The sequence below is a fragment of the Nitrosomonas sp. genome, assembly GCF_020852615.1.
In the GTDB taxonomy this organism is placed as follows: Bacteria; Pseudomonadota; Gammaproteobacteria; order Burkholderiales; family Nitrosomonadaceae; genus Nitrosomonas.
Genome location: NZ_JADZAJ010000010.1, coordinates 1 through 22,256, shown reverse-complemented (window position 1 = coordinate 22,256; position 22,256 = coordinate 1). Strand labels below are relative to the sequence as shown.

17 protein-coding genes are annotated in these 22,256 nt (G+C 54.0%); 13 read left to right on the top strand and 4 right to left on the bottom strand.

Going from position 1 to position 22,256, the window contains the following annotated elements; all coding sequences use genetic code 11:
* Positions 1 to 13 precede the first annotated feature (13 nt).
* The 6 genes from apbC to IT527_RS01800 all read left to right on the top strand — a co-directional run bounded on the left by apbC (position 14) and on the right by IT527_RS01800 (position 6,347).
* A complete protein-coding gene (apbC, locus tag IT527_RS01825) occupies positions 14 to 1,099 on the top strand; it encodes an iron-sulfur cluster carrier protein ApbC (RefSeq protein ID WP_292965731.1) in 1,086 nt (361 codons plus the stop codon).
* Positions 1,100 to 1,107: 8 nt separating this feature from the next.
* Complete coding sequence (dcd, locus tag IT527_RS01820) at positions 1,108 to 1,674, top strand: dCTP deaminase (RefSeq protein ID WP_292965728.1); 567 nt, start codon at positions 1,108 to 1,110, stop codon at positions 1,672 to 1,674.
* A 62-nt stretch (positions 1,675 to 1,736) separates the two neighbouring features.
* Positions 1,737 to 2,039, top strand: a complete 303-nt coding sequence (locus IT527_RS01815; RefSeq protein ID WP_292965725.1) for an antibiotic biosynthesis monooxygenase — start codon at positions 1,737 to 1,739, stop codon at positions 2,037 to 2,039.
* A complete protein-coding gene (locus IT527_RS01810) occupies positions 2,039 to 3,223 on the top strand; it encodes an iron-containing alcohol dehydrogenase (RefSeq protein WP_292965722.1) in 1,185 nt (394 codons plus the stop codon). Before IT527_RS01815 ends, IT527_RS01810 begins: the two co-directional genes overlap by 1 nt.
* Positions 3,224 to 3,394: 171 nt before the next feature.
* The gene (locus IT527_RS01805; protein WP_292965719.1) at positions 3,395 to 6,148 is read left to right on the top strand and encodes a cation-transporting P-type ATPase; all 2,754 of its coding nucleotides are present in this window, start codon (positions 3,395 to 3,397) and stop codon (positions 6,146 to 6,148) included.
* A gap of 67 nt (positions 6,149 to 6,215) precedes the next feature.
* On the top strand, positions 6,216 to 6,347 hold the full coding sequence (locus IT527_RS01800; RefSeq protein ID WP_292965716.1) for a hypothetical protein: 132 nt from the start codon (positions 6,216 to 6,218) through the stop codon (positions 6,345 to 6,347).
* 79 nt (positions 6,348 to 6,426) lie between these two features.
* Here the strand turns inward: IT527_RS01800 and IT527_RS01795 are convergent, their stop codons facing one another.
* Positions 6,427 to 6,987: an HdeD family acid-resistance protein gene (locus IT527_RS01795; protein ID WP_292965713.1), complete on the bottom strand. Its 561-nt coding sequence runs from the start codon at positions 6,985 to 6,987 to the stop codon at positions 6,427 to 6,429.
* Between the two features lie 246 nt (positions 6,988 to 7,233).
* A complete protein-coding gene (locus IT527_RS01790; RefSeq protein WP_292965710.1) occupies positions 7,234 to 8,325 on the bottom strand; it encodes a type I restriction endonuclease in 1,092 nt (363 codons plus the stop codon).
* Positions 8,326 to 8,769: 444 nt separating this feature from the next.
* On the opposite strand from IT527_RS01790, the gene IT527_RS01785 reads away from it, so the two are divergent.
* The 4 genes from IT527_RS01785 to IT527_RS01770 are packed head-to-tail and all read left to right on the top strand — an operon-like array spanning position 8,770 to position 17,817.
* Positions 8,770 to 10,020, top strand: a complete 1,251-nt coding sequence (locus tag IT527_RS01785) for an efflux RND transporter periplasmic adaptor subunit (protein WP_292965707.1) — start codon at positions 8,770 to 8,772, stop codon at positions 10,018 to 10,020.
* Positions 10,017 to 13,154, top strand: a complete 3,138-nt coding sequence (locus IT527_RS01780) for an efflux RND transporter permease subunit (protein WP_292965704.1) — start codon at positions 10,017 to 10,019, stop codon at positions 13,152 to 13,154. The genes IT527_RS01785 and IT527_RS01780 overlap by 4 nt, the downstream gene beginning before the upstream one ends.
* Positions 13,151 to 16,330, top strand: a complete 3,180-nt coding sequence (locus IT527_RS01775; protein WP_292965701.1) for an efflux RND transporter permease subunit — start codon at positions 13,151 to 13,153, stop codon at positions 16,328 to 16,330. Before IT527_RS01780 ends, IT527_RS01775 begins: the two co-directional genes overlap by 4 nt.
* A 14-nt stretch (positions 16,331 to 16,344) precedes the next feature.
* Entirely contained in the window at positions 16,345 to 17,817 is a 1,473-nt protein-coding gene (locus tag IT527_RS01770) for an efflux transporter outer membrane subunit (RefSeq protein WP_292965698.1), read from the top strand.
* 34 nt (positions 17,818 to 17,851) lie between these two features.
* Here the strand turns inward: IT527_RS01770 and IT527_RS01765 are convergent, their stop codons facing one another.
* Both IT527_RS01765 and IT527_RS01760 read right to left on the bottom strand, forming a co-directional pair.
* The gene (locus IT527_RS01765) at positions 17,852 to 18,655 is read right to left on the bottom strand and encodes an inositol monophosphatase family protein (protein WP_292965814.1); all 804 of its coding nucleotides are present in this window, start codon (positions 18,653 to 18,655) and stop codon (positions 17,852 to 17,854) included.
* Between the two features lie 2 nt (positions 18,656 to 18,657).
* Complete coding sequence (locus IT527_RS01760) at positions 18,658 to 19,215, bottom strand: thioredoxin family protein (protein ID WP_292965695.1); 558 nt, start codon at positions 19,213 to 19,215, stop codon at positions 18,658 to 18,660.
* 103 nt (positions 19,216 to 19,318) lie between these two features.
* Between IT527_RS01760 and IT527_RS01755 the strand changes: the two genes are divergently transcribed.
* From IT527_RS01755 to IT527_RS01745, 3 genes are all read left to right on the top strand, one after another.
* Complete coding sequence (locus IT527_RS01755) at positions 19,319 to 20,077, top strand: 16S rRNA (uracil(1498)-N(3))-methyltransferase (RefSeq protein WP_292965692.1); 759 nt, start codon at positions 19,319 to 19,321, stop codon at positions 20,075 to 20,077.
* A gap of 26 nt (positions 20,078 to 20,103) precedes the next feature.
* Positions 20,104 to 21,441 (top strand): amino-acid N-acetyltransferase, encoded by a 1,338-nt coding sequence (gene argA, locus IT527_RS01750; protein WP_292965689.1) that lies wholly within the window; start codon positions 20,104 to 20,106, stop codon positions 21,439 to 21,441.
* Positions 21,442 to 21,565: 124 nt separating this feature from the next.
* Positions 21,566 to 22,123 carry a hypothetical protein gene (locus tag IT527_RS01745; protein ID WP_292965686.1) on the top strand — a complete coding sequence of 186 codons (558 nt, stop codon included), beginning with the start codon at positions 21,566 to 21,568 and terminating at the stop codon, positions 22,121 to 22,123.
* Positions 22,124 to 22,256: the final 133 nt, after the last annotated feature.

Here is a 22,256-nt window from a genome sequence, read left to right as displayed (position 1 = left end):
GAGAACGCTCTCAATGGTCACACAACAGCAGATTGAAACTGCACTCGCACAAATCACAGATCCCACAACGGGTAAAGACTACGTCACCAGTAAATCGGTCAGCAACATACAGATCAGCCAAAATAATGTAACCGTAGCAATCGAACTGGGTTACCCGGCAAAAAGTGTAATAGACCATATCCGTCAGCAGATCGAACAGGCATTGCGTGCCGTACCGGATATTGGATCGGTAACAGTCAGCGTAGCCAGCAACATCATCGCGCATAGTGCACAGCGCAAACTCAAGCTGATTCCCGGCGTCAAGAACGTTATTGCCGTGGCTTCCGGCAAGGGAGGGGTGGGTAAATCCTCAACTGCAGCCAATCTGGCACTGGCACTCGCCGCTGAAGGCGCCACTGTGGGATTGCTGGATGCAGATATTTATGGCCCTTCTCAACCGCAAATGCTCGGTGTCAGTGGCCAGCCGCATTCGCCGGACGGCAAAACCATTGAGCCAAAGATGGCACACGGTATTCAGATGATGTCGATCGGACTGCTGATTGATGTGGAAACCCCGATGGTCTGGCGCGGCCCGATGGTCACACAAGCCCTGCAGCAACTGCTGAATGATACCCGCTGGAATGATGTGGATTACCTGGTCATTGATCTGCCACCCGGTACGGGTGATATTCAGCTGACACTCGCCCAGAAAATCCCGGTCACCGGCGCAATCATCGTCACCACTCCACAGGATATTGCACTGCTGGATGCCCGCAAGGGGCTGAAGATGTTTGAAAAAGTCGGCATTCCCATTCTGGGCATTGTGGAAAACATGAGTCTGCACACCTGCTCAAAATGCGGCCATACCGAACCCATTTTCGGGACCGGCGGCGGGGAGAAAATGTGCCGCGACTACAACGTCGAATTGCTGGGCGCGTTACCGCTCGATATTCGCATCCGTGAACATACCGACGCCGGTAAACCCAGCGTGGTAGCTGAACCGGATGGACAGATCGCCGATATTTACCGCACCATTGCGCGCCGGGCGGCTGCCAGAATCTCCGATATGGCACGTGACTATTCGGATGTGTTTACACAGATCATCATGGAAGACGATTAGGGCAGCGCATGTCAATCAAATCAGATAAATGGATTCGCCGAATGGCGGCCGAATACAACATGATCGAGCCGTTCGAGCCCAACCAGATCAAGGAGACAAATGGCAAGAGTATCGTTTCCTATGGCACTTCCAGCTATGGCTACGATATTCGCTGCTCAGACGAATTCAAGCTGTTCACCAACCTGAACTCAACCATTGTTGACCCGAAACACTTTGATTCCAACTCGTTTGTCGATGTCAAAGGTGACGTCTGCATCATCCCGCCCAATTCTTTCGCGCTGGCACGTACGGTTGAGTATTTCCGCATCCCGCGCAACATACTGACGATCTGCCTGGGAAAGTCCACCTATGCCCGTTGCGGCATTATCGTCAACGTCACACCATTCGAGCCGGAATGGGAAGGATACGTCACTCTGGAATTTTCCAATACCACCCCGCTGCCCGCCAAAATTTACGCCAATGAAGGCGTGGCGCAGGTCATCTTCTTTGAAGCAGCTGAAGTGTGTGAAACTTCCTACAGGGACCGCAAGGGAAAATATCAGTTTCAGCAGGGCGTAACCCTGCCGAAAATATAAACCCGGGCAATATCAGAGCAGCCGGAACAGCCGAAGCAATCGGATTTTTTGTCATCCACACCATGTATATCACCATTGTTCATGTATCCGTCCAGGCAGACAAGATAGCCATGTTCAGGGAAGCTTCCCGTAAAAACCATGAAAGTTCGATTCGCGAGCCGGGCAATCTCCGTTTTGATATTCTGCAGTCTGTCGATGACCCCACTCAGTTCGTATTTTATGAAGCATATAAAACCGGAGCGGATGCAGCAGCGCACAAAAAAACTGCCCACTACCTGATGTGGCGCGATACCGTCGCAGACTGGATGACAGCACCACGCAAAGGTGTTGTATATGAAGGTCTATATCCAGTGGCAAGTAGCTGATGACACCATTTTCCATCGCCCGGCTGCCGCGTATTGAATTGGGTGCCGGTGTTCTGGGCAAGCTGCCGGCTATTATTGAAAATTACGGCCGCCATATTTTGCTGGTAACCGGTGCACGCTCCTTTACTGATACCACGTACTGGCCGTTTCTGACCGATCAGTTCAAACAGCGCAAAATCACCTGGCAACACGCCACCATTGCGGAAGAACCCTCTCCCGCGCTGATTGACAGACTCGTCAGAATTTACGCCCGCGCTGATTTTGCTGCGGTCATCGGCATCGGTGGCGGGAGTGCACTTGATGCCGCCAAAGCGATAGCCGGGTTGCTGCAGGTGCAACGCTCAGTGATGGATTACCTGGAAGGGGTCGGCCCGGAATTGCCCTACCATGGCCCTGCTGTACCATTCATCGCCGTACCGACGACGGCCGGCACAGGTAGTGAAGCCACCAAAAACGCTGTGCTCAGCGTACAAGGTGAAAACGGCTTCAAGAAATCCTTCCGTCACGACAGGCTGGTAGCTGAATATGCAATTATTGACCCGGATTTACTGACCGGCTGTCCACCGGGCATTATCGCTGCCAACGGGATGGATGCGCTGACACAACTGCTGGAATCTTATGTTTCCATCAAAGCCAATCCCTTCACGGACGCACTGGCTGTCAGCGGACTGCAGGCTGTGCGCAGTGCCCTCATCCCGCTGTATCACCAGCAGGGGAAGCTGGCACAGCACCGGGAAAAAATGGCTTACGCCGCCCTGCTTTCCGGTATCACACTGGCGCAGACAGGCCTGGGTTCAGTGCACGGTCTGGCATCTCCACTCGGCGCTTTCTATCCGATTCCGCATGGCACGGTTTGCGGCACACTGGTGGCCACCGCCACCCGAATCAATATTGGCAGTATGCAGGCACGCGAACCGGGCAATCCGGCACTGGCAAAATATCAGCACGCTGCTGACATTTTGTGCGGAACCCGTTTCAACAACCCGGAAACAGCCTTCAATGCTCTGACTGATCTGCTGGCACAGTGGACTGATGCACTCGCCCTGCCCCGACTGTCGCATTACGGACTGCAATCCGCTCATCTCGATAAAATCATTGCTCACTGCCGGGGCAGCAGTATGAAAACCAATCCGATCAGGCTCAGTGATGATGAAATTCGGCAGATTCTGCTGGAAAGGCTGTAGATCAGGTCATCTTCCGAAACGGTTTCGTAAAAAACTTCACCTGACGCTGCAAAAAACTCAACTGGATTTTCAGCAGCGTAATGACTGATAGCCGGGATACTGATAACCGGATGCTGCCAGTCTGCCTGATCAGGTACACTGGTTCTTTCTGCTGATCCACCTTTTGCATTCATGACGCCTCCATCTGCGGCCGGGCATGCTGAAATCCTGCAACAAACACAATGGCATGCATTGTCCCCGGCAGAAACTCAACAGATCCTGCAAACCGGCCCGGCTGGCCTGCAGGCGGCCGAAGCCGGGAATCGCCTGACCCGGTACGGGCCAAACCGTCTGATTCCGCCAAAGCGCCGCGGACCGTTGCTGCGCCTGCTGCTGCAGTTTCACAATATCCTGCTGTACATCATGATTGCCGCAGCGGTTATCACGGCTTTCCTGGATCACTGGCTGGATACCGGTGTTCTGCTGGCAGCCGTCATCATCAACGCCATTATCGGTTTCATTCAGGAAGGCAAGGCAGAAACCGCACTTGATTCAATCCGCGCCATGCTGTCACCTCACGCAACTGTTATCCGCGAAGGTATCCGCCATGAAGTCGATGCAGCTGAGCTGGTGCCCGGCGATCAGGTTCTGCTTGTGTCCGGTGACCGGGTACCGGCAGACATACGCCTGGCTTCGGTCAAAGAACTGCAGGTTGACGAAGCCGCACTGACCGGGGAATCCCTGCCGGTCAAAAAACAGGTTGAAGCAACCCTGCCCGATGCCCCACTGGGGGATCGTTTCAATATGGCGTATTCCGGCACACTGGTCGTATCCGGTCAGGCCAGCGGCTTTGTGGTAACAACCGGCAGCACAACCGAGCTGGGCAAAATCAATCGTCTGCTGGAAGACACGCAACGCCTGTCCACTCCCCTGCTGCGCCAGATTGACCGTTTCGCCGTCAGACTGGCTGTTTTCATACTGATTGCATCTGTTATCACATTCCTGCTGGGTGTCTTATGGCGCAACTACGCCCCTGCGGAAATGTTCATGATGACAGTGGCACTGATTGCTTCGGTGATTCCGGAAGAGCTGCCAGCCATCATGACCGTCATACTGGCACTGGGTGTGCAGCGCATGGCCCGGCACAAGGCCATCATCCGGCGATTGCCGGCAGTGGAGGCACTGGGATCAGTCACGATCATCTGTTCTGACAAAACCGGAACATTGACACGCAATGAGATGATGGTGCAGTGCGCGATCACCGCTGATGACCGGTTTGCTGTCAGTGGCGCCGGCTATACACCGGCAGGCGAATTCAGCAGCAACGGACAAGTGATTGATCCGGCCCGTTACCCGGCGCTCAGCCTGGCAATCCGTGCCGCAGTGCTGTGCAATGACGCCCGGTTACGGAAAGAACATGGCCAGTGGCATGTGGAGGGCGATCCTACCGAGGGTGCCCTGCTGGTTCTGGGCGAAAAAACCGGTTTCTCCAGTCACCTCGCCAATACTGCCTGGCCGCGACGGGATGTTATCCCGTTTGAATCGCAGCATTCGTTTATGGCAACTTATCACCTTGACAGTGAAAATGAACCCTGGATTTTTATCAAAGGTGCACCAGAACGAATCCTGGCCATGTGCACCACACAGTTGCAGCAGACTGACGAACAACCGCTCGATATCGAATACTGGCAACGGCAGGCAAATTCCACGGCAGCTCAGGGATTACGCCTGCTTGCACTGGCTTGCAAACGATCAGCTCCACAGGGAAATAATCTGAAAATCAGTGACATGCAAACCGGCTTCACGTTGCTTGCGCTGGTTGGCATCATCGATCCACCCCGTAAAGAAGCCGTTCAGGCGGTAGCGGAATGCCACCGGGCAGGCATCCAGGTCAAAATGATTACTGGAGATCACGCAGAAACCGCACGAACCATCGGAGCACAACTGGGAATCGGAAAAGACAGATCCGTACTCACCGGTGTAGAAATTGCAGCCATGGATGATGAAGCGCTGCGCGGAATTGTTATGGAAGTCGATATATTTGCCCGTACCAGTCCGGAACATAAACTGCGCCTGGTTCAGGCTTTGCAGGCCAGCCATCAGGTGGTAGCAATGACCGGTGATGGAGTAAATGATGCCCCCGCCCTCAAGCGTGCCGATGTAGGGGTGGCAATGGGCCTGAAAGGAACAGAAGCTGCACGGGAAGCAGCCGATATGGTGCTGGCCGACGATAATTTTGCCACCATCGCCCATGCTGTACGTGAAGGGCGGGCAATTTACGATAATCTGAAAAAATTTATTCTGTTTATCCTGCCAACCAACGGCGGTGAAGCACTGGTGGTCATTGCTGCCATGCTGTTTGAACTCACTTTGCCACTTACACCCGTTCAGATACTGTGGATTAACATGGCGACAACCAGCGCGCTGGGGCTGGCGCTGGCTTTTGAGCCGGCAGAACACAATATCATGAGCCGCAGCCCTCGCCCGCCTGGCGAAGCACTGCTGACCGGGTTTTTTATCTGGCGCGTACTCATGGTTTCGGTACTGATGATGGTGATCACGCTTGGCCTGTTTCTATGGGAACTGGAAAACGGCACACCAATTGACACGGCGCGAACGATCTCGGTCAACGCGATCGTACTGGCGGAAATGTTCTACCTGATCAACAGTCGCCATATTTTTGCTCCACTCACCCTGATCAGAGGAATGGCTGATAACCGCTCTATCCTGCTGGCGATTGCTGCCTGTATGCTGTTGCAGATTGCCTACACCCATCTTCCAGCCATGCAACACATCTTTGGCTCAACTGATCTGTCACTGCTGGAATGGAGCAAAGTCCTGGCCGCCGGACTGATCGTGTTCTACACAATTGAGCTGGAGAAATATATTATCCGGCACACCCGCATCGCCCCGGCCTCAACCGGGCATAACATCAGCCCGGAATAACTGCGCTGTACCAGCTTGCCCTGTGGTGCTGGTTTATCTGGCTATCATTTTGACTGTGTCAGTTTTCATGACTCATTCTTCTGATGTAATCATCAATGGACAGCTACCGGCTCAAAACAGCCGGGGTGAGCAGACCTGTGTTTCGCTGGTGATTGCAACAGGGGGTCTTTCGATTCCCAAGATCGGCACACCCCTTTAAGCTATACGGTTGCCAGACATCCGGGTGGCTTCAACTTCCAGCGGGCCTGACGTCCGCGACGCTTTGGTTTTGCAGTCGCTCAGGATTTCCCAAAACTGCGCACCCTGAACGCCAGAATTACGAGAAAAATACCAAATATGACGCCATATATCGCAATCAGCCAAAGCAGTGCGAGAGCACCCGCAACCGGCTGTGCCATCAGGAGAATGCCGAATATGACCGACACGAGGCCACCAAGAACAAGCAGCCACTCATCCCTGATCTCTTTTCGCAGGCGAATTGCAGCCACGATTTCAAGAACACCGGTGGCCACTGCCCAGACGGCAATATAAAAGAGAAGCGCCAGTGCGGTAACACCAGGTGCCAGGAACGTAAGAATTCCAATACCGACACCGATGCTCCCCCAGATAAACAGCACCCACCAGTCTTCGTGCTCCTTGCGCCCCGCAATGGCAGTCCAGATTCCGAGGACACCATCCACCAGCACGTAGGCACCGAAAATCAGCACCAGTGCCACAATCGAGATCTCCGGCTGAAGCCAGATCAGGATACCGAACGCAATGGCGATCAGCCCCCGCAGCAGCAGTAACCACCACGTACGGGAGAGCACCCTGGTAAATTGATTGTTGATCGTATTCATGTCAGATTCACTCCTTTTAATCAATAGCTGGAAGTAAGCTAACACCCGGTAATACCGCTCTGTCAAATCAATTTAGAAACATCCCTGTTTTGAGCCGGTTAGCAATGCTCCGGCTGGCTGAACCAGAGGTGAATAACCACGATTGAGTTGGAGAAACACATTATTTGACGGGCTCACCCTGCTCCTTTTGCAGCCAGAGATTAACCAATTAACCAGCTTTTTATGAAGACTGACGATGCGTTGTGATTATGTGGCAACACTTTCCTCAAGTGACAATTCAGCCGGTTTGTCATATACCAAAATGGCTCTCTTGAAGTGATCAGCATACTGATAAATATCTGAAAGATCTGCTACGGGCACAATCTTCTCTTCTTTGCCTGCAAATAACCCCAGCATCATCCTGGAAGGATTATTGAATCGCAAACGACAGATTGGTTTTCGGTTGTTATCATCAAGCAATATCGCGCAGTAACTTTTAGAATCCCGCATAACCACTCGCTTCGGATCAACTGTTTCCCGAAGAATTGCACGAACAATACGATACCCCTCAAACTCTTCTTCAGTTGTAATGATCCCGTCCGAATCCTGATCCCGGGTTGTGATGTCCTTCCCAAACTCTTCCGATGGCTCCATGGCCATCTTGAGTCTCTCATTAATCTTGTCCGAAATAAGTTGCTGAAATGCGTTCCTGGTTATCAGGGTAAATTGCTCTCTTATTGCAGGAGTGATACGTTTTCCGTTAATGACTTCAGAACAGGCCAGTCTGACAAAATCTTCAGACGGAGCAACCATCCAGTCAGCCAGGACATTACGGATTGCCCTTGTATATTTCAGATCACTTGCTGTATTTAATATCAGCTCAACATTGAATGCCGGCCTGGTAAATTTTTTAAGCTCCTCTACATACTGATCCTTGAAGTCAAGAATATTGAATTCAAGAAACGGCTTTTCATCCATCTTATTTGTCTGTTCCAGATCAGTAAAAAAGCGATATGAAATACCATTTGTAAGCACTCCAAAGCGTGCTTCTGTCGCATGAAAATATCTGAATAACTGTGAAGCATGGCCAATATTCAGATCACTTCCACTTTTCTTGCACTCAAAAAGCATAATCGGCTTACCATTCATCAGAATGGCATAATCAACCTTTTCTCCTTTTTTCATTCCCACATCGGCCACTAATTCTGGTGTCACTTCATTCGGATCAAATACGTTGTAGCCAAGTATCTGTATGAACGGCATGATTAATGCATTTTTTGTGGCTTCTTCAGTTTGTATCGTATCTTTTATTTTCCTGATACGAATTGACAGCTCTTTGAGTTGATCAATCAGATCCATGTTGTTTTCTCCATAAAAATAAATTTCCCTCACTTCTACGGAACAACCCTGAAAAAACTTGATCGTAGAGCAGGCGTGGTGCGGCAAACGATAAGTTGGTCCACCATCCGCCATCAGATGACAAATGCATTTATCCGGTTTTTCCCGGTATTACGCAAGCTCTGATACAGAATTACCGGCAGCGGTGTAGCAATCCCGGCTACGGGATGCATGGCTTCCGGCGGATACCACGCCTGTTGCTGGCGCCATCACTGCTGATCCCTGTCGTTGTCGCTTTCGCGAGGCAATACTATGTAAAATAGGCAGCCGCTCACACCGCTGGATTCCACAATTCACAACCGGCCTCCTTTTCATGAAGTTCACACAAAAAACAGAGGCAGATTTACCGGTTTCTCCGGAAATCCGGATTCTGCAGATAAATTGCCGGCCCGAAAATAAAACGATATGACCATGGAAGATGAAAATCAGGTTACTCCCGGGGTGGATCAGCCTTGCCCGGACAGGAAGCGCAAGTATTCATTGCGCAATGTACTTCTCATTATTGCGGCGCTGGCAATCATCACTCCGGTGGCATACCACCTGGCAAACCGCAGCACGGGTGGCATGCATACCCGTCCCGCCGCCGCTGTGGGTACTAGTTCCGCCGTCCATGCCGATATGCCCGTGACAGTCACGGCACTGGGTACAGTGCAGCCACTGGTCACGGCAACGGTTCGCCCGCAGCTCTCCGGCGTGCTGTTCAAGCTGCTGTTTCAGGAAGGCCAGATGGTACGGGCCGGACAAATGCTTGCACAGATAGATCCGCGCCCCTACCGGCTGGCACTGGCGCAGGCCAGAGCCAATCTGGCGCGCGACGAGGCCCAGCTTGCTGTTGCCAGACTCGACCTCAAACGTTATGAAACATTGCTGCGTCAGGATTCCATCGCCAGCCAGCAGGTAGATACCCAGCGCGCACTGGTACGCCAGCTGATCGGAACAGTGGCGGCCGACCGGGCAGCCATAGGCACGGCCGAGCTCAATCTGGACTATACCGCGATCAAATCTCCCATCGACGGTCGTGCCGGTATTCGTCAGGTGGATATCGGCAATTATCTGACTCCGTCAGATGTCAACGGCATTGTCGTCGTCACACAGCTCAATCCGATTGATGTCAGTTTTTTTCTGCCGCAAACCCAGCTTTCCATGATCGGCCATCAGGCCGGAAGCGGAGAAGGGCTGTCTGTACAGGCGCTGGATCAGAACGACAGCAGGATACTGGCCGAGGGACATTTCCTGACCTTCAACAACCAGGTTGATACCACAACCGGAACTGTTCGGGCCAAAGCACGTTTCGACAATGGCGACAACACCCTTTTCCCGGGGCAGTTCGTCAATATCTCGCTGCTTGTCACCACATTGCACGATACTGTTACTGTCCCCGTCAGCGCTGTCCGGCATGGGGTACCGGGCGATTTTGTCTTTGTTGTCCAGCCGGATAACACCGTTAAGCTGACACCGGTCACAACCGGCCCGAGTGCCGACGAACGGATTGCTGTCACATCCGGTCTGGCCGCCGGTGCAATCGTTGTCACCGATGGCGCAGACGGACTTGAAGACGGCTCCCCCGTCCGCCTGACGGGAGATAAAAATCAGCACGGCAATAAAACGCATGAAGGCGGCCATCATCAGACAGAATCCACGGATCGGCATTCATGAACGGTGATACTGGAGAAGCAGCCGTCACCCTGCCCGGCGGGCCATCACGCCTTTTCATCTTTCGCCCGGTTGCAACCACCCTGCTGATGATTACGCTGCTGCTGGGCGGCCTCATCGCCTACCGGTTTCTCCCCCTGTCTTCCCTGCCCGAGGTCGATTTTCCGACAATCCAGGTTACCACCCTTTATCCGGGAGCAAGCCCGGATGTCATGGCACTGACCGTTACTTCGCCACTGGAAAGGCAGTTCGGGCAAATGCCCGGCCTCGTGCGCATGACCTCTGCTTCGTCTTCCGGTGCATCGGTCATTACCCTGCAGTTCCGTCTCGATCTCGCACTCGACATTGCTGAGCAGGAAGTTCAGGCAGCGATCAACGTAGCGGGCACATTACTCCCGGCTGCACTTCCCACGCCCCCCGTTTACGCAAAGGTTAACCCTGCCGATGCGCCAATCCTGAGTCTCGGCATTACATCGGATACACGGCCGCCGGGCGAAGTGCAGGGAATCATCGAGCGGCAGTTCTCCAACAAAATTGCACAGGTTTCCGGTGTCGGACTGGTTTCCATGATTGCCGGACAAAGACCGGCCGTGCGTATCCAGGCCAATATCGCCGCGCTGGCGGCACGGGGTCTGTCACTCGAAATGCTGAGAACCACGATCAGCAATGCCAACGTGAATGCCGCCAAAGGCAATCTCAACAGTGACAGCAGAAGCTGGACCATTGACGCCAATGACCAGCTGACAGATATCGACAGCTATCGCAATCTGGTCATCGGTTTTACCAATGGTGCGCCAGTCCGCCTGAGTGATGTCGCCAGTGTAGTCCAGGCAACCGAGAATGTTCGTCTGACAACCTGGATGAATGGTGTGCCAGCCGTGATTCTCGATGTACAGCGGCAGCCGGGCGCCAATGTTATTGCCACGGTCGATACGATCAAAACCGTTTTACACGGTCTCGAAGCACAGTTACCTGCTGATGTGCATGTCACCCTGCTGGCCGACCGGACTGCCGGCATCCGGGCATCGGTGAAAGATGTACAGTTTGAGCTGGTGGTAGCTGTTTTTCTCGTCACACTCGTTATTTTCCTGTTCCTGGGATCCGTGCGCGCAACCGTTATTGCCAGTGTTGCCGTACCGCTTTCCCTGATCGGCGCCTTTGTCGCCATGTATTTTCTCGGTTTTTCCGTCAACAACCTGACACTGATGGCACTCACCATCGCTTCCGGTTTTGTGGTGGATGATGCCATCGTCGTACTGGAGAACATTGCCCGCCACATCGAAAACGGAATGCGACCATTCGAAGCCGCGCTGAAAGGTGCAGGTGAAATCGGTTTCACCATCATCTCGCTCACCATCAGCCTGATAGCCGTGCTGATTCCGCTGCTTTTCATGGGAGATGTGGTTGGCCGCCTGTTTCGTGAATTCGCCGTCACACTGGCGGTAACCATCCTGCTGTCTGCAGTCATTGCACTGACACTGGTGCCCATGCTGTCCGCCCGCTGGCTGCATTCCCGCGAAGAAGAACGCGGGCACCGTATTGTGGAGCTGACCCACCGGTGGTTTGAATGGCTAACAAACCAATACGCCACGGCACTTGACCGGGTAATGGCGCACCGCACGCTGACATTGCTGGTGTTTACCGTCACCCTGGTCGTCACCATCCTGCTCTATCTGTTTGTTCCCAAGAACCTGTTCCCGGAACAGGACACAGGGCAGATTGCCGTCACCACTTCCGCCAGGCAGGATATTGGTTACCAGCGTATGGCAGAACTCCAGCAGCAGGTGGCTCACGTCATACTGGCCGATCCTGCTGTTACCAGCCTCAGCTCCGCAATCGGAGTGGATGGACAGAATCCGGCACTCTCCCAGGGGCGAATGCTCGTTAACCTCAAACCACACAGAGATCGTGCCGATCTGCCCTCGGTACTGGCCAGCCTCGAACAGGCAACCGCCAATATCGCCGGTATGCAGGCCCATTTCCGCCCCGTACAGGACCTGACCATCGACACCTCTACCGGAATCAATGCCTACCGGTTCTCCCTGCAGGGTGCTGACGAGGCACAAGTCATCCAATGGGGAGAGAAACTGGCCACAGCGCTGAAACAAGACCCTCGCCTGCATAACATTACTTCCAATATTTTCTCGGGAGGGCGCTCTGTCACCGTTGACATCAATCGTGATACCGCCGGCCGGCTGGGCCTCAGTGTGCTTGCCATCGACAACGCACTGTATGATGCTTTCGGTCAGAGGATCATTTCCACCATCTATACCCAGTCAAGCCAGAATCGCGTCATACTGGAAGCGATGCCGGGGCTCATTGCCGATCCGCAGTCACTGGGAATGCTGCAGATTCCGCTGCCTGACGGAACCAGCGTCCCTCTGTCCACTCTTGCCACGATTCGTACAGGTGCGGTACCCCTGGTTATCCCGCGGGAAGATCAGTTTCCGGCAGTCACTATCGGTTTTGATCCCGCCCCCGGCATTTCACTGGAAAACGCCGTCGAAGCCATCGAACAGGCGGAACAGACGATCGGCATTCCCGTTGCACTGACCACCCGCTTCACCGGAGCGGCGAGCGCATTCAAATCCTCACTGGGTAACGAGTTGTGGCTGATTCTGGCAGCCATCGGTGTCGTCTATATCGTGCTGGGCGTCCTGTATGAAAGCTTCATCCATCCGGTGACGATCCTGTCCACCCTGCCCCCGGCGGGAATCGGCGCACTGCTGGGCCTGTGGCTGACGGGATCCGGGCTGGGCGTTATCGGGATCATCGGCATCGTATTGCTGATCGGCATCGTGAAAAAGAACGCGATTATGATGATTGATTTTGCGCTTGATGCCATGCGTCATGAACAGGCCGACAGCCATCATGCCATTCGTCAGGCTGCACTGCTGCGTTTCCGCCCGATCATGATGACCACCTTTGCCGCCCTGTTTGCCGCCCTGCCGCTGATTTTTGGTGGCGGGACAGGACATGAGCTGCGCCAGCCGCTCGGAATCGCCATCGGCGGCGGCCTGCTGCTCAGTCAGATACTGACCCTGTTCACCACACCTGTTATTTTTCTTGCACTGGAAAACTGGAAAGAACGCAGACAGCAGATGAATCGCGTACCTGTCCGGGATGACACACCGTGAATATCTCCGCTCCTTTCATCCGCCGGCCGGTAGGTACCATTCTGCTCACCATCGGCCTGATACTGGCCGGAATCAGCGCATTCTTCAAGCTGCCGGTGGCAGCACTGCCACAGGTTGATTTCCCAACAATCATGGTGCAGGCCAATCTTCCCGGCGCCAGTCCATCCACCATGGCATCGAGTGTGGCTTCCCCTCTGGAGCGCCATCTGGGTCTGATCGCCGGGGTAAGTGAAATGACCTCCAGCTCCGTAACCGGCGCAACGCAGATCACACTTCAGTTCGATCTGTCTCGCGATATTGACGGGGCCGCACGCGATGTCCAGGCAGCAATCAGCGCTTCACGTGCTGATCTGCCCGCCACACTCAGAACCAACCCCAGTTACCGTAAGCTCAACCCGGCCGAATCACCAATCCTGATTCTCGTCCTCTCCTCGCCCACGCGCAGTCCGTCTGAAATCTATGATCAGGTTTCAACTGTCGTTCAGCAAAGGCTGCTGCAGGTACAGGGCGTGGGTAATGTCGAGCTGGGTGGCGCCGCCTTACCTTCAGTACGGGTGGAAGTTAATCCGCTGGCACTTTCCCGTTATGGTATCGCTCTGGAAGATGTTCGTACCGCCCTCCAGTCTGAAAGCGCCAACCGCCCGCGCGGCGTGGTTGATTCCGGCGATCTGAGCTGGCAGGTTTACCTGAATCAGCCCGGACTGCATGCCGCCGACTATCGCGATATCGTTATCGCCTGGCGAAATGGTGCAGCAATCCGTCTGTCCGATATCGCCGAGGTAAATGACGGCCCTGAAGATATTTACACCATGGGCCTGTATAACGGCAGTAAAGCGATACCCGTTCTGATCCGGCGTCAGCCGGGAGCAAACATTGTCCAGGTGGTGGATGCACTCAAAGCGCAAATTCCTGCCCTGCGCGCCACCATCCCCCCTGATATCCATCTGGACATTGTCTCGGATCGCACCCTCACCATCCGTTCATCGCTGCATGAAGTCGAAATAACACTGCTGATCGCCACCCTCCTTGTCGTGCTGGTGGTCAGCCTGTTTCTCAGAAGCTGGCGCGCCACACTGATTCCGGCAGCTGCTGTGATTACCTCACTGCTTGGTACCTTTGCCGTGATGTACCTCGCTGATTTTTCGCTTGATAACCTGTCATTAATGGCACTCACCATTGCTACCGGTTTTGTCGTGGATGATGCCATCGTGGTGGTGGAAAACATCAGCCGCCACATCGAAAAGGGAGTGGCACCCTTCCAGGCTGCACTGGCTGGCGCACGTGAAGTCGGCTTCACCGTCCTGTCCATTTCACTCAGCCTGATTGCGGTGTTCGTTCCACTCATTTTCATGGGGGGACTGGTGGGACGATTATTCAGGGAATTCTCGCTCACCATGACCGTGGCAGTCGTCATCAGCCTGGTCGTTTCGCTCACCACCACCCCCATGCTGGCTGCACGCTGCCTGGGCAAAGAAGCGGATCAGGGAAAAATCATGCGCCTGGCACAGCGCAGCTTTGACCGGATGCAGGCCTGGTATGAGCGAGTCCTTGACTGGGCACTTGCCCACCGCAAGACAGTACTGATGCTGCTGGCCGGTGCAGTGGTACTCAATGTTTATCTTATTATCATTGCACCCAAGGGCTTTTTCCCGGGGCAGGATACGGGAGGCATCATGGGGGGAGTGCGTGTCGATCAAAGTATTTCTTTTAACGCTCTGCAGGACAAACTGACGCAAGTTGCCAATATCGTAAAAGATGACCCGGCGGTGACAGCCGTTATTGCTGTCTCAGGAGGAGGACGCGCAGGTGGCGGTTTTCTTTATGTGACCCTTAAACCCAGATTGCAGCGTCCACCAGCCCCGGTCGTGATTGCCCGTCTTCGCCCCAAACTGAGTCAGGTCGAAGGGATCAGCCTTTTCCTCAATCCGACTCAGGATCTTCGGGTTGGAGGGCGTCAGACGACCGGCACCTATCAGTATGTCCTGAAAGCGGTGGATTCCGAGACGCTCAGAACCTCCGGGCAGAAACTGGTAGAAGCACTGAAACAGCGTAGCGATACACTGGTTGATGTCGATATTGACCAGCTGGATGCAGGCGCCAGCGTTTTCGTGGAAGTCAACCGGAATACCGCCGCCCGCCTGGGAGTTTCAATGCAATCTGTCGATGCGGCTTTATACAACGCCTTTGGACAACGGCAGGTTGCCAACATCTATTCAGGGCTTAACCAGTACCATATCGTGATGGAAATCCCGGATCCATTCAGAAGTTCACCAGAAGCGCTCGACAATATCTACCTGCCAGTGACAACAGCAGGTGAGGCAGCTCCCTTCGCCAGTACAGGCGGCACTGCCAGTGGCGGCTCCGCTACCGCTTTCGGCAATGCGGTCAGCACATCGGCCCGCACCATGATTCCGCTCTCCGCTGTCGCCCACTGGTCGACCGGCCCGGCCAGCACCTCCGTCAGCCATTCCGACGGAGAACCTTCAGCCACGCTTTCTTTCAACCTGCCTCCGGGAGGATCACTGGGTGCCGCGGCCAGTACGATTGAAGAAGTCCGGGCGAGTCTGGCTCTGCCTGCCACCGTGCACGGGGGATTCAGCGGAACCGCCAGGGTTTTTGAGGAAACAACGGCCAGTATGCCGCTCCTGATCCTGGCCGCACTGATCACCATTTACATCGTGCTGGGCATACTGTACGAAAGCCTGATCCATCCGCTTACCACACTTTCCACCCTGCCCTCGGCCGGAGTCGGTGCCATGATCGCGCTGATGGCAACCGGCGGGCAGTTCGACATCATTGCCCTCATCGGTATCATTCTGCTCATCGGAATCGTAAAAAAGAACGCGATCCTGATTATCGACTTTGCGCTGGAAGCAGAACGCAGCGGGCTAAGCCCGCTTGCAGCCGTACGTGAAGCATCCCTGCTGCGCTTTCGTCCGATCCTGATGACAACACTGGCGGCAGCACTGGGCGCACTACCGCTCGCCCTCGGTTTTGGTGATGGCGCGGAACTCCGCAGGCCGCTGGGCATTGCCATTTTCGGCGGGCTTGTCGCCAGCCAGATCCTGACACTGGTAACCACGCCCGTCGTTTACCTTGCACTTGACCGCTTCCGCCGGCGTGGCGCTCACGAACAACAGCTCACCCGGCACGGTGATACACCAGCGCCCCTTTAATAATGAATCTCTTCATGAAACCAGCCCTGTCCCTGTTCGTTCTGCTCCTTACCGGCTGCAACCTGGCTCCGAAATACCACCCTCCGGCAATCACGCTCCCGCCGAACTATAAAGAAGCACCGGGATGGGTGGCAGCAGAGCCGTCCGATGCTGTCGCACGCGGGGAATGGTGGATACTTTTCAATGATCCCGTACTCAATGAACTGGAAGCCAGGGTCATCATCACCAACCAGAACGTCGCATCCTATCGGGCCGCGTACCAGGCGGCGCGGGCACTCGTCATTACCCAGCGGGCTTCACTGTTTCCTTTGGTTAACCTGTCCGGCAACCGGTCCCGTTCCATTCCCTTTGAAAATAGAACATCCGGCAGCGGCTCGTTTGTTTCAGGCGCCGGGGGAGCCCTTTCCGCCTCATCCAATTTTATGTTTGGTATTGGGGCAAGCTGGGAACCGGATCTCTGGGGAAAACTGAGTAATGCCGTATCACAGGCAGAAGCGGGGGAAGCTGCCAGCGTGGGGGATCTGGCCAACGCTGCCCTGTCTGCGCAGGGAGAGCTGGCCACCAACTATATTCAGCTGCGTGGCATTGATGCGCGGCGCGATCTGCTCGACCGGATCATTCACGATTATCAGCGTGCACTCACCATTGCCACCAACAAATATGAAGCGGGTACGGTTGCCCGTTCCGATGTTTTTCAGGCACAAACCACACTTAACAGTGCAATTGCTTCGCGGCAGGATCTCGATCGTCAGCGCGCCGTGCTGGAACACGCGATTGCGGTACTGGTCGGAGACAATCCCTCAACCTTCACTCTGGCACCTGTCGCCTGGAATCCGGTTGTACCGGATGTGCCGGCCACACTGCCAGCCACACTCCTGCAGCGCCGCCCTGACATTGCCGCCTCCGAGCGCCGGGTCGCCGCTGCCAACGCCAATATCGGCATTCAGCGTGCCGCCTATTTTCCGCAAATCACGCTGACGGCAGGTGTAAGAACGAGTACCAGCGTAATGGAGCAACTTTTCAAGGCTTCGACCGGTCTCTGGTCTTTTGGTCTGAGTGGCGTTGAAACACTGCTCGACTTCGGTGCACGCCGGGGACAAGTGCTGCAGGCACATGCACAATTTGATCAGACTGTCGCAACTTACCGGCAAACCGTACTTACCGCTTTTCAGCAGGTTGAGGACAACCTCGCTGCGACACAGGTGTTAGCTGATGTAACGCGCAGTCAGACAGAGGCAGCCGAAGCGGCATCCCGTGCTGAAGCCATTATCAGTAATCAGTATCTAAGCGGAATTGTCGATTATTCCCAGGTGGTTACCGCACAGACTGCCGCACTGAACACCCGGCAAACACAAATTCAGGCGGTAATCAACCAGCAGGCGGCAGCTGTTGCACTGATTCAGGCGATAGGTGGACACTGGCTGCCTCAGCTGCCGGATGTTAAGCAGGATGCCGGGCCGGATACGGAAAAGAAACCGTGGCCGTGACAATTCTGTTCAGGAATCCTGTTTTACGGGATCATCAGCGAAGGCTGTCTACGTTTTCCATACGTGACCTGATCCAGTCACGCCACATTGCGAACAGATCTGCATCCAGCCCGCCAATCACCGAACGGCGCCAGGGGTTGGTCGACCAGTAATCATCCTCTTCAAACGTGCACCGGTGCCCTCCGGCTTCTTCCAGAATCAGGCAACCGGCGGCATAATCCCACGGTTTCTGGCCACCGTGCAGATACAGGTCAAAATACCCCGCAGCGGTATAACACCACTCCAGCGTGCAGGTGCCGTAATTGCGCTGGGATGAATAGGGAGGCTTTGCCACAATGTCCACTGCCAGCCTGCGATCCAGTCGCTTGAAATCGACGTTGGCAATTGCTTTGTTCAGCGGGATTTTCCGTCTGGAAAAAGGTAATGGCTTTCCGTTCAGAAAAGCTCCCTTTCCCTGCTCGGCATAAAACATTTCATCCGTTGCCGGGTTGTAGACAACACCCAGCACACTTCTGCCGCCTCGCATCAGCGCTACGGAAACCGCAAAATAAGGCAGTCCGTTCAGAAAATTGGAAGTACCGTCGATCGGATCGACACTCCATAACCCATCCTGGCCGGCTGCCCATTGCGCCTGCTGCTCTGCTTCCGGCATCTCCTCACCGATTATTGCAACCGGAGCAATATCCTGCAGCCGCTCCAGCAGCTTTTCCTGAGCGATCAGGTCAGCTTCGGTGTAAAAACTGCCATCCGCTTTGTAAATCCGTTCAACCTGCAAATAGCGCGACATGATTTCATCTCGTGCTACTTCCCTTACTGCCGTGATGACACGATCCAGCATACTCAATCTTCCCGCCATTTGATCGAACAGCCGATACTCGGGATCTGTGCTTCAGGACCACGACCTGTTTCTGCTACCTGAACCATGGCTTCAAACAGGTCACGGTGTGCATCGGCAGGTGCCGCCTCTTTGCGGGAAGCATCCATCCGGCCACGATATTGCAGCTCCAGCCTGTTATTGAAACCAAAAAAATCCGGTGTACAGACCGCTCCATAGGCTTTGGCGATCTGCTGGGTTTCATCCTGCACGTAGGGAAACGGATAAGCATACTCCCGAGCAACTTTAACCATATTTTCAAATGAATCCTCAGGGTAATCTGCCGGATCGTTGGACATGATGGCAATGGTGCCGATACCGTACCCGGCCAGCTCCTTAACATCGCGAATGATCCGGTCACGAATCGCTTTCACATAGGGGCAATGGTTACAGATGAACATGACCAGCAGCCCGTTTTCCCCTTTCACCGATGCCAGGTTGTAACGTTTACCATCCACGCCCGGAAGATCAAAATCCACTGCCTTCCAGCCAAAATCACAGACTGGTGTTTCAAGACTCGCCATGCTGCCGCTCCTTTTAATTTATCGATTTTTCTTTTATCTATACTATCATAGAAAAATTTTGACCCTCCCGTTTCCCGGCCATTCAGTTACCCGTACAACAACGATGACAGCACGTTTTTTTCATCCCGCACCCATCCGCAACAGCGAACAGATTACGCTGGGCAGTGATACCAGCCATCATGCAGTTCAGGTACTTCGGCTGAAGCAGGGTGATGGTGTCATTTTATTTGATGGAACCGGTGGCGAGTTCTCCGGCCACCTCGCGCAGGCCAGCAAATCCGGCTGCCAGGTACAGATTGAAAGTCATCTGCCGGTCGAACGTGAATCCCCGCTTAAGATCGAACTGGCACAGGCAATCTGCATCAATGAAAAAATGGATTGGATCATCCAGAAAGCGGTTGAACAGGGTGTCACCCGCATACAACCCCTGATCACCCGCCGCACTCTCATCCGACTGGATGAAGAACGTGCCGGCAAACGCTGGCAGCACTGGCATAAGATTATTATTGCCGCCTGTGAACAGTGCGGAAGAAACACCATCCCGCAGCTTTTACCACTCCTCTCCCTGGCACACTGGCTGGAACAGAAGCTGGCACGGAAGCAGCAGCACGGCAGCCTGGCCGGACATCACATCATGTTCTCCCCAACCGCCAGCCAGCGTCTGGCCAAACTATCCCCTCCCGGATCCGGAGAATATGTCACTTTTCTGACGGGACCGGAAGGCGGATTTGCCGGGGAGGAAACCGATGCCGCCTGTTACGCCGGATTCATACCTGTTCGTCTCGGCAGCCGCATCCTGCGTACAGAAAGTGCAGCACTGGCTGCCATCGCCGCCGCCCAGACACTCTGGGGCGATTATTGATAACCTCTCCAACATTCTGATCAGCCATGAAATCGGATACCGAATTTGTCACCTGGTTTCGCTCCGTTACGCCTCATATCCACACCAGTCGCGGAAAAATTTTTGTTATCGCCTTTGGAGGTGAGGTTGTCGAAGATGGAAAATTCATTGAACTGGTGCAGGATTTTAATCTGCTCGCCAGCCTCGGCATTCGGCTGGTGCTGGTACACGGCGCACGTCCACAGATTGAATCCCGGTTGCAGGCAGATCAGCTGGAAACAAGCTATGTGCAGGACATGCGGGTAACGGATGCCGCCACGCTGCAATGTGTAAAAGAAGCGGTGGGCAAAGTCCGGGTAGAAATTGAAGCCCTGCTGTCGATGGGTCTGCCTAATTCCCCCATGGCCAATGCCGCCATACGGGTAGCCAGCGGCAACTTTGTTACTGCCCGCCCGGTTGGTGTGCTGGAAGGCGTGGATCTGCAATACACCGGAGAAGTCCGCCGCATCAACACCACCGCCATTCTCGATCAGCTCAGGCAGGGCACAGTTGTTCTAATCTCCCCCCTGGGCTATTCGCCAACAGGAGAAATATTCAACCTGACACTGGAAAATACTGCTGCTGAAGTCGCTATTGCCCTGCAGGCCGACAAACTGATTTTTCTGGTGAATACCCCGGGCATCCAGCAGCAAACCGAATCAGGCGCCACATTACTGCCGGAGCTCACTGTCAAACAGGGAAAAGTGTTGCTTGCCACCATGGAAACCGCTATTGACCGGCAGCCGGATGAGGATACCCGCATCTATTTGCCGTGGGCCCTGCATGCCTGTGAAAAAGGTGTAAAACGTGCTCATCTGGTCAGCCGTCATACCGATGGTGCGCTGCTGCTGGAACTGTTCACTCATGGCGGTATTGGCAGCATGATCACGCGTGATTCGCTGCAAATCATCCGCCAGGCCGGAATCGAAGATATCGGCGCCATCCTGCAACTGATCGAACCTCTGGAAAATGCAGGCATCCTGGTACGGCGCAACCGGGAACTGCTGGAAATGGAAATCGAGCGCTTCACCGTAATCGAGCACGACAACATGATTATCGCCTGCGCGGCGCTCTATCCTTTCCCGGACGACAATGCCTGCGAACTCGCCTGCCTTGCAGTCCATCCGGATCATCGCAAAGCCGGTATCGGCCGCATACTCATCGACCACCTTGAAGATCAGGCTGAAAAACAGGGCTACCGCCGCCTGTTCGTCCTTACCACCCGCACCGCTCACTGGTTTGTCGAACGCGGCTTTTCAGAAACCACACCCGATCAGCTGCCCCAGCTCAAACAAAGCCTCTACAACTACCAGCGACGTTCCAAAGTATTCATGAAAATGATCTGATGCAGGTGTACAGCAAACCTGTTTACGGTATGTCAAACATTACAACCGGGGTAATCGTGACAAAAACCATATTCACAGCACTCTAAAAAAATAAGTCAGGAATCTGATTATCACGATTGCAGATATGGATGCCACAAAAATTATCCAAAGTGATTTGATTAAATATCTTTTTAATTTTTCGGGCAAAACCAGCAGCAGTATCAATATAAACGACCCAATTGCAATTAACATTGGCACTTCTGAAAATTCCTGCAATAGCACTATTTATCCAGATAAAAGAAAAAATCCAGGCACACACATCCGGATTCTCCCACAAAAAACACATGGAACACGCCGAAAAAGACAACCGGGAAGGTTGCAGATTCTGCTCATGCCAGTCCGGCAAGCTGTCAATCAGATGCTAACGGGGTATTTCTGCCACGGTTTGCGTCTGTCAGATAATTCTAAAAACCTCAGCTGGGCGAGCAGGAGTGTGCCTTTTCCCGGATGCAGGGCAAGGCGCAACAGCGCGGAATGGTCGTCCCTTCCAAGGAAAATCGCAACGCAACCATATGCCCGGAAAAAGGTGCAATCCTGCCGTAGCGAACTCACCAGAGAGGTGAATACAAAAATGGAAATAAAGTTGAAAACTGTCATGATGTTAAGGCAGCAAACAGGCGGTCAGCCGGGGTTTTTAGGATAATGTGGTGATAGGGAGATGTGATGAGCAGTTCAGATAACGGGGCGATTGTTTTCGTACATGGGTTACTGGGTTTTTCCTCTTTTTCAATACTTGGGAGGGAAATACAGTATTTCCGCAATCTTCGTTCCAGCCT